The 14056-nt window shown below is 35.2% G+C and carries 8 protein-coding genes and 1 pseudogene; 3 read left to right on the top strand and 6 right to left on the bottom strand.

What is annotated here, in order from left to right:
- The first annotated feature begins 6 nt into the window (after positions 1–6).
- The gene (locus tag BAR153v2_RS04975; protein WP_078680570.1) at positions 7–1065 is read left to right on the top strand and encodes a glycosyltransferase family 4 protein; all 1059 of its coding nucleotides are present in this window, start codon (positions 7–9) and stop codon (positions 1063–1065) included.
- Between the two features lie 202 nt (positions 1066–1267).
- Here BAR153v2_RS04975 and BAR153v2_RS04970 read toward each other — a convergent pair whose 3' ends face one another.
- Positions 1268–2662: a TrkH family potassium uptake protein gene (locus BAR153v2_RS04970; RefSeq protein WP_078680569.1), complete on the bottom strand. Its 1395-nt coding sequence runs from the start codon at positions 2660–2662 to the stop codon at positions 1268–1270.
- Between the two features lie 297 nt (positions 2663–2959).
- Here BAR153v2_RS04970 and trxB point away from each other — a divergent pair, with 297 nt between their 5' ends.
- Both trxB and BAR153v2_RS04960 read left to right on the top strand, forming a co-directional pair.
- A complete protein-coding gene (trxB, locus tag BAR153v2_RS04965; protein ID WP_078680568.1) occupies positions 2960–3907 on the top strand; it encodes a thioredoxin-disulfide reductase in 948 nt (315 codons plus the stop codon).
- Between the two features lie 58 nt (positions 3908–3965).
- Positions 3966–4871: a LysR family transcriptional regulator gene (locus BAR153v2_RS04960; RefSeq protein WP_078680567.1), complete on the top strand. Its 906-nt coding sequence runs from the start codon at positions 3966–3968 to the stop codon at positions 4869–4871.
- 670 nt (positions 4872–5541) lie between these two features.
- Here the strand turns inward: BAR153v2_RS04960 and BAR153v2_RS04955 are convergent.
- The 5 genes and pseudogenes from BAR153v2_RS04955 to BAR153v2_RS04935 form a co-directional block, all read right to left on the bottom strand.
- Entirely contained in the window at positions 5542–6744 is a 1203-nt protein-coding gene (locus BAR153v2_RS04955; RefSeq protein ID WP_078680566.1) for a pyridoxal phosphate-dependent aminotransferase, read from the bottom strand.
- A 591-nt stretch (positions 6745–7335) separates the two neighbouring features.
- On the bottom strand, positions 7336–7545 hold the full coding sequence (locus tag BAR153v2_RS04950; RefSeq protein WP_078680565.1) for a cold-shock protein: 210 nt from the start codon (positions 7543–7545) through the stop codon (positions 7336–7338).
- 259 nt (positions 7546–7804) lie between these two features.
- The gene (gene carB / locus BAR153v2_RS04945; RefSeq protein ID WP_078680564.1) at positions 7805–11290 is read right to left on the bottom strand and encodes a carbamoyl-phosphate synthase large subunit; all 3486 of its coding nucleotides are present in this window, start codon (positions 11288–11290) and stop codon (positions 7805–7807) included.
- A 591-nt stretch (positions 11291–11881) separates the two neighbouring features.
- A pseudogene (gene carA / locus BAR153v2_RS04940) lies at positions 11882–13071 on the bottom strand (glutamine-hydrolyzing carbamoyl-phosphate synthase small subunit).
- A 523-nt stretch (positions 13072–13594) separates the two neighbouring features.
- Complete coding sequence (locus tag BAR153v2_RS04935) at positions 13595–13846, bottom strand: GlsB/YeaQ/YmgE family stress response membrane protein (protein ID WP_078680563.1); 252 nt, start codon at positions 13844–13846, stop codon at positions 13595–13597.
- Positions 13847–14056 lie beyond the last annotated feature (210 nt).

Genomic DNA, 14056 nt, shown 5'->3' with positions numbered 1-14056 from the left:
ATTGTTATGCGTGTGTTTTTAAAAGAAACTGACATTATTGTTCCGCATTTTAAGAAACGTTTATCAGGAGTAACAACAACGATTATTCATCTTGTTCCATTGCAACGAAAACAGGGTATTTATATATCCACTTTAGGGATAGGGTTGCCAAAAAATTTACCTGCTCTTTCTTTTAAAGATCTTTTCGGTCTATGGAAAAGTCCAGTAGGAAAATCATTTCGGATTTGGCATGCACGACGCAATATTGAGATGCTTTGTGGGATTTTTTTACGGGATGTTTTAAAAATGAAACTTAAACTCATTTTTACATCGGCATCTCAACGTTATCATAAGCCCTTTACAAAATGGTTAATTCGCCGCATGGATAAAGTGATTGCTACAAGTGAACGCACTGGAAAGTATCTTGAAGTTCCTCATAAAGTTATTATGCATGGTGTGGATCTTGAGCGTTTCTCACCACCGAAAACCATTGATGATTGTTTTTCAGCTTCCGGATTATCTGGACAATACGCAATAGGATGCTTTGGACGTATACGCTATTTGAAGGGCACTGATTTATTTGTGGATGCAATGTTAAAATTATTGCCTCGTTATCCAGATTGGACAGCGATTATTGCTGGTCGTACTACAGTAAAACATTATAACTTTGAAAAACAATTACGTCGGAAAATTGCTACTGCTGGTTTAAGTGATCGTATTATTTTTCTTGGTGAGATCCAGGATACACCTTTGTGGTATCGTCGTCTTTCACTTTATGTTGCTCCCTCTCGTAGAGAAGGATTTGGTTTAACACCATTGGAGGCAATGGCATCTCAGACTGCTGTAGTGGCTAGTAATGCAGGGATGTATGAAGAATTAATAAGAGAAGGAACAGGAACAGTTGTTTCTGCAGGAGATCGAGTAGCTTTGACAGAAGCGATTGAATTATATTTTTCTGATTTAGAAAAAACAATAATGGCAGGGAAAAAAGCGTTAACCTATGTTCAGACACATTTCCCTTTAGAAAAGGAAGCAATAGCAATTGGGCATGTGTATAAAGAAATGTTTGCAGAGAAAATATTTTAAAAGCAAGATGCATGCGTTCATACATATGGTGCTAAGATTCTAGTTTATACTCGTTTAAAATTTTTAATGCACTGATTTATTAAAAGCTCTTTTGGCATTCTATATTAATTACATTAGGATTGGTTTTAAAATTTATGTCATCTATAATGCTGTATTCTGTGAATTTTCATATTATAAATATAGAAAACTGTACAACTGTACATTAGAATTGTTCGTTCCAAAAAGAACGGGTAAAAAGTACAAAGATAGTTATAATTTCAAGGCGGCCGGCGAGCATTAGAGCACTCAAAATCCATAAGGCCTGATCATTAATGGTTGAGAAATTTCCAACAGGACCGATAATGCTTCCAAGACCTGGACCAATATTTGAAAGCGCTGTTAAGGCGCCTGTGCAAGCAGAAGTAAAATCAAGTCCAGTAGTGAGTAAAAGTGCAGTACCAATAAGAAGACAGAACATATAAAGGCACAGAAAAAGTAAAACTGCCTTAGTAATATCATTAGAGACATTTGAGTGATCATAGCGCACTTTTACAATCGCATTAGGGGAAAGAAGTTGTGTCATATTTGTTTGTGCAATACGCCATAAGATAATTAAACGGTTAACCTTTATGCCACCAGAAGTGGAACCAGCACAGCCACCCATAAAAGAAACAATAAAGAAAATACCAAGTGCAAAAGGTCCCCAAAGTTGGTAGTCTTCAGCACTGTAACCGGTAGTGCTAATGACAGATGTCAGATGAAAAATGACATCAAGAAAAATTTTGTGGAAGGGAAGATGATTATGAAATCGTAACCAGGTTGCGAGTGCAAAGCTAAAGAGAAAAACAATGCTAAGAAAAACGATAACTTGTGGATCTATGGAACGTTTAGAGTATCCAGGAAGTAGCAGTTTTATATAAAGAACAAAAGGTAATGCAGAGAGCAACATGAAGATTGTAGCAACAATTAAAATAGCTGGTTTATCAGAAAAATAACCAAAGGAGGTATCATGAGTTGAAAACCCAGCCGTTGCTATCGTTGTCATTGCGTGGTTGATAGCATCAAATAATGTCATGCCAGCAGCAAAATAAGAAAGCATGCAAGCTAGTGTTAATCCAATATAGGCAATAATAATTCCATTGGCGATTTGGTGGATACGCGGTAATATTTTTTCGGATTTATCAGATGATTCCATGTGGAAAAGTTGTATACCGCCAACCCGTAATGAGGGTAGAAGTATTAAAGCTAAACCGATAAAACCAATACCTCCAATCCAGCATATGATGGAACGCCATAATAAAATGCTTCGTGATAGATGGTCAAGGCCAGTAATAACTGTAGAGCCTGTTGTTGTAATTCCAGAGATGGATTCAAAAATTGCTCCTGCTAAGGAAATTGGGAGTGAAGAAAGATAAAAAGGGAGAGCTGCCACTATACTGCCTGTTAGCCATAGACAAAGAGTTAGTGTAAAGCTAAGCCGTGTTGAAAAACGGCAGGTAGCTCCTCTAGTTGCTAAAAGAATAAGTGTTGCTAGTACAGTTGTAATAGCACAAGGGTAAAGAAAAATTGTCCAATTGTGATTGTTATCCCGCAAATCTGCAAGAGCTGGCAAAAGCATGGTTCCTCCCATGATTAATGCAAACCGTGCGCAAATATTAATAATAAACTGAAAAATAACTGCTCCTTGTCTCTAATTGTTTCTATTATAACGTTTACCTAATTAGAATTTATACGCCTATGTAATATAAATTTAATGCTTATACTAAGCAAACTATGATAAATTAGCAATGTACTTTTAATCAATCTTGAAAAAATACAACTTTGCCATAATTCGAGTTCTTAAAAAATGTATTTTTAAAGACATATTTTGTTATAAACTTATAAAGTTTAATCAAAGGCCGAAAAAAGGAGTTTTATTGTGCAATTGCATAGTCGTGTTCTTATTATTGGCTCTGGACCTGCTGGTTATACAGCGGCTATCTATGCTGCTAGAGCAATGCTTAAACCAGTGTTAATTACTGGAACGCAGCAAGGAGGGCAGTTGACAATTACAACTGAGGTTGAAAATTATCCAGGTTTTGCTGATTCAATTCAAGGGCCATGGTTGATGGAGCAAATGGCAAAGCAAACAGAAAATATGGGTACAAAAATTATTTATGATAATATTGTAAAGGCCGATTTATCTAAGCGCCCTTTTATTTTATTTGGGGATACAGGAACGCAGTATTGTTGTGATGCGCTAATTATTGCAACAGGGGCAAAGGCGCGTTGGCTTGGTTTGGAAAGTGAACAAACCTTTATGGGCGGTGGTGTTTCTGCTTGTGCTACTTGTGATGGTTTTTTTTATCGTGGCAAAGATGTAATGGTAGTAGGTGGCGGTAATACAGCTGTTGAAGAAGCTCTTTATTTATCTCATTTGGCTAAAAGTGTATGTGTGGTTCATAGGCGTGATCATTTTCGGGCAGAAAAAATCTTGCAAGATAGGTTATTTTCTCGTGATAATGTTTGCGTTATTTGGGATCACATAGTGGAAGAAATTATTGGGTTGCCTGTTCAGTCTTCAATGGGGGCTGTTGTAACAGGTGCGCGTCTAAAAAATACAAAAACAGGTCAAAAAATGCAAATGGATGTGGATGGAGTATTTATCGCCATTGGTCATGATCCTGCTGTTTCTTTATTTGAGGGGCAATTAAAACAAAAACCAGGGGGATACTTATGGACTGCACCTGATTCAACAGCAACAAGTATTGCTGGCGTTTTTGCTGCAGGGGATGTCGCTGATAATTTATTTCGTCAAGCTGTAACTGCAGCAGGGAGAGGATGTATGGCAGCGTTAGAGGTGGAACGGTTTTTGGCTTCATAGATGTATATCTTAAAAAGATGGTTTTTATAAATAACGTTTAAAAATTAGGAAGAAAATTGTGTCATTGCCATTGGATTGGAATAAATTAAGAGTTTTTCATGCTGCGGCAGAAGCAGGTTCGTTTACACATGCAGCTCAAAGGCTTCATTTATCTCAATCTGCAATTTCCAGACAAGTTTCGTCTTTAGAGCAAGATGTTCGAGTACCTTTATTTCAGCGTCATGCACGCGGTTTAATTTTAACAGAGCAGGGCGAAATACTTTATCGTACAGCTCATGATATTTTGATGAAGCTTGAAAATACGCGTCTGCAATTAAGTGAAAGCTGTGAAAAACCAACAGGACATTTACGTGTAACATCGACTTTTGGAATAGGAGCAGGATGGCTTGTGGAGCATATACCTGAATTTTTGAGTCTGTATTCTGATATGCAAATTCAACTTTTGTTTGATGATGAAGAGCTTGATTTGACAATGCGCTATGCAGACTGCGCTATTCGTTTACATCAGCCTCAACAGCCTGATCTTATACAAAGAAAATTATTTACAGTTCATATGCATGTTTATGCTTCAGAAAATTATATTGCAAATTATGGTAAGCCAGAAAAATTATCTGAGCTGGATCAGCATCGCATTATCTCATTTGGCGAACCTGTGCCACCTTATTTGGTTGGCTTGAATTGGTTGCAAAGAGCTGGGAAAAGTGGTGATTCCGTCCGTGTTTCAATTTTGCAAATTAATAACATTATTTCAATCAAAAATGCACTTATGCGCGATCTTGGTATTGCTGTACTTCCTGATTATATTGTGAATAATGATGAGAAACTTATGCGTCTTTTTCCTGATATGAGTGATATTCCTTCTTTTGATACTTTTTTTTGTTATCCTATTGCTTTGAAGAATTCAGCAAAATTGAATGTTTTTAGAGATTATATCTTTTTAAAAGCACGCAAGTGGTCCTTTTAATAATATTTTATAGATTATTGAAGAGTAGAGGTGAATAATCTAATGAGCTATGTGTTTATTTTTATAAAATGCAAGAAAATATTATCTCTTAGTTATGTTTCCTCCTATTAAGTTTTTTGAGTGATTTCTTTGAGGATTTATAGGGTTGTTAATTTTATCTCTCAAAATCTTCTGAATTTGCTGGGCTTTAGCTTGGTTTTTTATTTCTGAAGAAAATCTCTTTGAACTTTTTCTATGGCTATTTTTTATGTTTATTAAGGTTTAATCGTACACTTATTTACAAAGCCTAAAAAATCTAAAATACTAAAGAAAGTAGACAGTTTATAGATCACCTTTTTTATTATGGAATAATCAAAAGGTGTGCGAGTAAGCTTATCTTATTAAGAATTTCTGTTATCTCTTGTTTATGTGCAATAATATCTAATATATATATAATCTAGCTACTACCTTTTCTCACATCGTTTTGAGAAATTTCGAGAATATCAAAAAGTATTATTTCCGTTATGAACTTATATTATTTAATGTCTATATTGTATTATTAAACTAATTTATTGTTCATCTTGAATAATAAAATATTCTTTTTTTCTTTTATTAAAATACATTCAATAATTAGAGCTATCATTTATTTTAAATTTATTAATACTACCTGGATAGATGGTGCTCCATAATTTCAGGACAAACTGTTACAAAAGCGCTGAATACGAAAACAGGCTTCTTCAAGTATTTCATCTGATGTTGCATAGGAAATACGAAATGCTGGTCCAAGTCCAAAAGCAGATCCATGAACTACAGCAACGGACTCTGTTTCCAAAAGAGCTGTTACGAAATCCTCATCATTTGTAATAATTTTGTTTTGAGGTGTTTTTTTACCAATAAGCTTTGTACAGGACGGATAAACATAAAATGCACCTTCAGGTGTTGGGCAATCAATACCATAGGCTTGATTGAGCATAGAAACGACAAGATCTCGACGTGTTTGAAAAATATTTTTATTTTTAGCGATAAAGTCTTGTGGACCATTAAGTGCTTCGACACCTGCCCATTGTGAAATGGAACTTGTACCAGATGTTTGTTGACCTTGAATAATATCCATAGCTTTAATTAATTTATGCGGACCACCTGCATAACCAATTCTCCACCCTGTCATGGAATAGGCTTTTGAAAGACCATTCATTGTCAGTGTACGGTCATAGAGTTGTGGTTCTACTTGAGCTGGAGTGACAAAAGTAAAATCTTTATATGTTAGATGCTCATATATATCATCAGTGAGAATATAAATATGAGGATATTTCATTAAAACGTTAGTTAATTTTTTTAATTCATCGTTTGTGTACGCAGCACCTGATGGATTCGAGGGAGAATTAAAAATAAACCACTTAGTTTTTGGGGTGATAGCAGCTTCTAGATCTTGTGGTTGGAGTTTATAAAAAAATTCAGCTTTCGTTTCTACGAAAACAGATTTACCACCGTTAAGAGCAACCATTTCAGGATAACTGACCCAATAAGGGGATGGAATAATAACTTCATCACCTTTGTTTAAAGTTGCCATTAATGCATTAAAGAGAATTTGTTTGCCACCTGTGCCAACAATGATTTGCTCTGGCGTATAAGTAAGATTATTTTCTCTTTTAAACTTTACAGAAATAGCTTGACGCAATTCTGGAATACCAGATATGGGTGTATATTTTGTTTCTCCACGTCGAATAGCTTCAATAGCAGCATTTTTGATATTATCTGGTGTGTCAAAATCTGGTTCTCCAGTACTTAAAGAGATGATATTACGACCTGAAGCTTTTAGAGAACGCACTTTTTGAGCTACAGCAATTGTTGCAGAGGGCTTGATGGAAGAAAGCTTATCAGCAATGAAAACCATCCATTTCAATTCCTTATAATATTAGGCAGGGAACTCTTAATTATAAAATACATAAAAGATTATGTAGTAGAAAACACAAAACTGCAAGAAAACTGCCAGCAAATTTTATTGTAAACTCAAATTTATTGATTTTAGTTTTTATACTGAGTAATTTTTGAAAAATCAATTCCAAAATAAATCTCATTTTATGCTGATAATGAGGTATTTATTGGACTTTATTTCTAAAAGGCACATCAAATTATATAGGCAACCTGATTGATGGCCTATAATTTGGTGGATGAGATTAAGCAGATAAAGTTGACTGCGAAGGTAAAGATGACTGGTTGATTGAGGAATAAAATATATTAAAATTTTTTGTTTTGTAGAACAGTGTGATTTTATTAAATTTTTTAGTTTTTTTGTTATTATTCAATAATAAGTTTTTTATAGTTACTGGTTTATGTGTCATATTTTTATTGAAATTAGTAATGATTAATTTAAATAAAAGAGAGAGAAAAACTTAAATAATTTTGAAGAAAAAATAATCAATATTTTATAATACTTGAAAAACCTCGCCTATGAAGGCGAGATATTTTATGAAATACTCAAATTTTAAAGAGCAGAAAGATTTCCCGCAGAAAATTTTCCTGAACGACGATCTTGAAGAATATCATAAGAGATTTTTTGTCCTTCATTGAGGTCATGTAAACCAGAGCGCTCAAGAGCGGAAATATGTACAAACACATCTGCACTTCCATCATTAGGCTGAATGAAACCAAAACCTTTGTTTGTATTAAACCATTTAACTGTTCCTGTAGACATAGGAAATTCCTTAGTATATATAATATTATGTACTGAGATTTAAAATTCTCACTACGAGTTCAAATCGAAATTAGGCAGAAGAGATTTCATCAGAAGTGCGATTGCACAGAAAAGAAAGATCGCGTAACCAAAAATACGATAAAAGGGACTATAAAAGGTTTTTTGATATAAAGCAAGCCCTATTAATTTTTTGTTATATTAATCAAAGATTGATAAAAAAATGAAAAATATTACATTTTGTGGGTGCGTCAGAAAAGCTTTAAGTAAAGTAGTTTTGCAAAGAACGCACTTCAAGATTACTGGTTTTGAGTGCTCGAATAGCCTGTGCTGCCGATTCAGCTCCAGCTACTGTTGTGTAGTAAGGAACTTTTTGCATAAGTGCTGCATGGCGCAATGATTTGGAATCTGAAATGGCACTAGCAGTATTAGTTGTATTAAAAATCAGTTGAACTCTTAGATTACGAATAGCATCTTCAATATGAGGGTGACCTTCTAGAACTTTATTAATTTTTTCTGCCTTAACGCCGTTTTCAGCAAGAAATTTTTGTGTTCCAATTGTTGCTAAAACAGAAAAACCAAGCTTAATTAAACATTTGACAGGTTTTAATATACGTTCTTTATCTTCATCTCTTACAGATACAAATAAGGTGCCTTCTTTAGGAAGATCAACACCAGCTCCAAGCTGCGCTTTAGCAAAGGCAAGGGCAAAATCATAATCAAGTCCCATTACTTCACCTGTTGAACGCATTTCAGGTCCAAGTAGTGTATCTACACCTGAAAAACGGGAAAAAGGAAAGACTGCTTCTTTAACAGCAATATGTGGTTTTTGTGGCGTAGACGGTACTCCACCATAAGCTTTAAGTGCACTTTGGAGATTTTCTCCGATCATGATACGTGTTGCGATTTTAGCAATTGGTCGACCAATAGTTTTTGCAACAAATGGAACAGTACGGGAAGCACGAGGATTGACTTCTAAGACATAAATTGTTTCATTTTTGATAGCATATTGTACATTCATCAAGCCGCAAACGCGTAGTGCTTTTGCTAAAGCTTTTGTTTGATTCTCTAATTCATTAACCAATTTATGTGAAAGTGTGCGGACTGGTAAAGAACACGCTGAATCACCAGAATGGATACCTGCTTCTTCAATGTGCTCCATAATACCAACAACTAGTGTTTTTTCTCCATCACACAAACAATCAACATCAACTTCTATAGCTTCTGTTAGATAGGTATCAAATAGAAGCGGATTTTTACAAAGTAATGTGTTGACCTGATCTGTTTTGTTATGAGGATAACAAGCTTTAATATCTTCTGGCACTAATTCAGGGACTATTTCGAACAAATAATTCCGCAAGTCACGTTGGTCTCGAATAATTTGCATAGCACGCCCACCTAAAACATAAGAGGGGCGTACAACTAATGGAAAATTTAGTTCGTGAGCTATGAGTTGTGCTTGTTCAACTGAATAAGCAATACCATTTTGGGGTTGGGTTAAATTAAGTTGGCACAACAATTTTTGAAAACGATCTCTATCCTCTGCAAGATCAATAGCATCAGGTGAAGTGCCTAAAATAGGAATGTTATTTTTTTCGAGTGCGCTTGCCAATTTCAATGGTGTTTGTCCACCGAATTGAACGATAACTCCGACTAGTTCACCTTTTTCTTGCTCTGTTTTTAAAATTGCTAAAACATCTTCAGTTGTTAAAGGTTCAAAATAAAGACGATCAGAGGTGTCATAGTCTGTTGAGACAGTTTCAGGATTACAGTTAATCATGATAGCCTCAAAGCCTGCATCTCGCAAAGCAAAGGCTGCATGGCAACAACAATAGTCAAATTCAATGCCTTGGCCAATTCGGTTTGGACCGCCACCTAAAATAGCAACTTTTTTGCGTTCAGAAATGTTCGCTTCTGAGCACTCCACACCTGCAAAGGGTCTTTCATATGTTGAGTACATATACGCTGTAGGTGAAGAAAATTCAGCTGCACAGGTGTCAATTCGTTTGAAAACACTTTTAATATTCAGGGATTGTCGTAAGGCAAAAATATCATCTGGCGTTTTTCCAGCAAGATTTGCTAAGCGTGCATCTGAAAAACCCATAGCTTTTAACATGCGTAAATTATCTGCATCATGGGGAAGTCCATAGATGCGAATACGCTGTTCTGTTTCGATGATAGAGGCTATTTGTTCCAAAAACCATGGGTCAATTTTGCTTATTTGGTGTATCTCCTTCAAGGATAAGCCCATACGTATTGCTTGCGCTATATAACGCAAACGATCGGGACTTGGGATAGCAATAGCCGAACGGATAGAATTTTTTTCATCACCTTCAGCGTGCTCAGGGAGTATGATTTCATCAAGACCTGTAAGACCTGTTTCAAGTCCACGGAGTGCTTTTTGTAAAGATTCTTGGAAAGTACGACCGATTGCCATAACTTCTCCAACAGATTTCATTGCGGTAGTCAATACAGGCGATGAAGCAGGAAATTTTTCAAAGGCAAAACGAGGGATTTTGGTGACAATATAGTCAATAGAAGGTTCAAATGATGCTGGTGTTGCACCGCCCGTAATGTCATTTTTTAATTCGTCAAGTGTATAACCAACTGCTAATTTAGCTGCTACCTTTGCAATTGGAAAACCAGTGGCTTTTGAAGCAAGCGCTGAAGAACGAGAAACACGTGGATTCATTTCAATAACAATTAAGCGGCCATTTTCAGGATTGACGGCAAACTGTACGTTAGATCCACCAGTTTCAACACCAATTTCACGAAGTACAGCAATTGAGGCATTTCGCATAATTTGATATTCTTTATCGGTTAAAGTAAGAGCAGGAGCAACAGTAATAGAGTCGCCGGTATGAACACCCATAGGATCAATGTTTTCAATGGAACAGATAATGATACAGTTATCCTTTTGATCACGAACAACTTCCATTTCGTATTCTTTCCATCCCAAAATACTTTCTTCAATCAAAACTTCTGTCGTTGGTGACGCTTCAAGCCCACGTTCGATAATTTCGTAAAATTCAGAGCGGTTGTAAGCAATGCCACCACCTGTGCCACCAAGTGTGAATGAGGGACGGATAATGGCTGGCAGTCCGATAATATCAAGAGCTTGAACTGCTTTTGCGGTGGCATGAGCGATATAATGTTGCTTACGATTGGCTTCTGTATTACACCAATCTTGTTCAAGCTTTTCTAACGCTTGATCAAATGCATCACCGGAAAGTTCATTTTTAAGTTTATTATATGATTTTTCATATAATCGGCGATCTTCTTCTTTGAGCTCAGTTGCATTCGCTAATATAGAACGCGGTGTTTCTAAACCAATTTTTGCCATTGCTTTACGAAATAGAGCACGATCTTCTGCCTTATCAATAGCGTCAGCATTGGCGCCGATCATTTCAACATTATAGCGGTTTAAAATTCCCATTCGCTTTAAAGATAAGGCAGTATTAAGTGCTGTTTGTCCTCCCATTGTTGGTAAAATTGCATCTGGGCGTTCATGAGCAATAATTTTAGCAACTATTTCTGGAGTAATGGGCTCAATGTAGGTTGCATCTGCCAAATTCGGATCAGTCATAATAGTAGCAGGATTAGAGTTCACTAGGATAATTCGGTAGCCTTCTTCTTTTAAGGCTTTACAGGCTTGTGTGCCTGAATAATCAAATTCACATGCTTGACCAATAATAATAGGTCCTGCTCCAATGATAAGGATAGACTTTATATCTGTACGTTTTGGCATGGCTTTTCCCTATGGCAAACATTTATGCGCAGTTGTAGTAGGCAGAAATATTAGAATTTTGGCTAAACTCATTTTATAGGTTAATAGACAAAGAAAGTAATCCATAAAATATCTTTTTTATGCTTTTTCTTTGGGGATAATGTTTGAGAACAGTATACTTTTATAAATAATGGTTAACTGATTTTAAAATAAAAAGGTGAAAGTATTAGTGGATTTCAGCAGTGTTAGCTGAAATAGAAGATATTTCAAGCATTATCCTTTTGCTAGTCTAACATGTATTATAAAAATATGTTAAAATATTATTATATAGCTATGATGATAATTATTGTGATATTTCAAAAATGAATTATGTCTGAATATGATTATGGAGCTTGTTTTGACTATAATACTGTTTAGGCAGATTTTATATTAGACAGGTTTAAGAATAACCATAACACTGTTTTTAGAATTATAGGAGTTTATAGTAAATTATCTTTTTATGATTATTATGCTAATAAAGTATCTTCGGTAAATGGGAAGGAATTGCCTATGCCAGTTCGCAGAGAATACGAGTTATAAGGAGAATCTAGATACTAAAGCTACGCGATTAGGTTATTTTTTATAATCCATAATCAAATTGCGAAAATGTTGAAAGAGATAATGACTATCTTGAGGCCCAGGGGAAGCTTCAGGATGATATTGAACAGAAAAAATCGGTTTTTCAATAATTCGAATGCCGCAGTTTGAACCATCGAAGAGGGAAATATGTGTCTCTTCAACATGTTGTGGTAGCGATGTTTTATCTACGGCGAAACCATGATTCATTGATACAATTTCGACTTTGCCGGTAGTAAAGTCTTTAACAGGATGATTTGCACCATGATGCCCTTGATGCATTTTTATAGTTTTAGCTCCCATGGCAAGAGAAAGTAGCTGATGACCAAGGCATATGCCAAAAAGTGGTATGTTACAATCGATGAGTGTTTTGATGGTTGGAACAACGTATTTAGCTGTAGCAGTTGGGTCTCCAGGACCATTAGAAAGAAAAATACCATCCGGCTTCATAGATAGAATTTTATTTGCATTTGTGGATGCTGGTACAATAGTTATGTGTGCACCTAAAGCCGATATAAGACGGAGGATATTGCGTTTAATACCATAGTCAATTGCGACAATGTGAAAATTACGTTTGTTATTTAAACTATAACCTTTATTCCATGTCCACGGTTTTTCATTCCATTCTATCAATTGCTTTGATGTTACTTCTTTTACGAGATCGAGATTGATAAGGCCAGACCATTTTTGTGCACGCTTTTTTAAAGCATTAATATCAAAATTTCCATTTGGATCATGAGCAATGATGGCATTTTGTACACCTTTTTCGCGTATAAGAGTGGTTAATGCTCGTGTATCAATATCGTAAAGTGCAATAATTTTTCGTTCTTTAAGCCACTGGTTTAAATTTTCATGTGCACGGTAATTGGAAGGGCCCGTAATATCTGCTTTGAAAATAGCACCAACTGCGCCATGATAATTGAGGGTGTAAGGTCTTCAATATCTTCTCGATTAGCTCCTACATTACCAATGTGAGGAAAGGTGAAATTAATGATTTGTCCTGTATATGATGGATCTGTGAGTATTTCTTCATAGCCTGTTATGGCGGTATTAAAACACACTTCGGCTTCAACAGTTCCTGTAGCACCTGCACCTTTACCTTCGATCACTGTACCATCGGCTAAAACCAAAAGAGCTGTAGGTTTATTTGTGCTCCAAGGACAGGGAAGTGAGATGGTTTGTGTCATTATTTGGGCTCACAATTTGCTATTTGAAGGCATAATACTCAAAGTTATGCAAAAACCGCGCAACTATAATAAATGCTGTATATTGTTATTGTAATTTTCACTTAGAGTTAAAGTATAAGTATATTCTATAAGGAGGTAAAGAGCCAGTTTTGAGTTTTCTAAAACTGTATTATGAATTTCTTTTATTCTATATTATTTATAGAGAAATTAATTACTTAGAATGAAGCAAAAAAACAGTGAGGTGTCACAAGTTGTGAACTTTTCTGCATTGGATTGATGAGAAAAACATTGCATAGGATTTTGTTAAGTTTGAAAGAAAACTAAATACACGATATAGAAAATCGAGATACTGTAAAGGAATGCTATGCGAGGTATCTTTTTTATACTAGGTAATGTTGTAAAAGAGTTGTAAATAAGGCAATTATATCCTGAATTTATTATTGCTATAGTTCAACAACAAAAACAGGGCTTAATTTGCTTTAAAAGGCAATAGAGAACACTCTTAAAAAGATGAGTAAGTATTTTATGATCGAACTTTTTTGCCAATCCATATAAGGATACAGGCTCCAATAAAGCCGGAAATTAGATAACCAAGCCAACCAGCAAGATTAATTTCTAAAAAGCTTAAAAGGAAACTGGCTAATGCAGAACCAGCAACACCTAAGATAATATTTAAAAATATTCCTGTTCGACTTTTCATAAAATATTGTGCAATCCAACCTGCAAGTCCACCAACAATAATAGCTAAGATCCAGCTGATATACGTATCTTCCATTTCACTCTCCTATGTCTAAACTTAAACTATTATCTTTAACTGAAGTAGAACTTAGAGTAAGTCTTTTCAAAGTCAAGGTTTATTTGTTGTCTTAATTAAAGAGAACTTGTTGTTTAGAAATTTATGATGGTTTTTTGTTGATTTTCTTACGCAATGACTGAATTGAATTTATACTGAAAAGATAATTATTCTTTCAAAGAAAGTAAGGAT

The organism is Bartonella sp. AR 15-3, assembly GCF_002022445.1.
Taxonomy (GTDB): domain Bacteria; phylum Pseudomonadota; class Alphaproteobacteria; order Rhizobiales; family Rhizobiaceae; genus Bartonella.
This window is presented reverse-complemented; position numbering and strand designations above follow the sequence as displayed.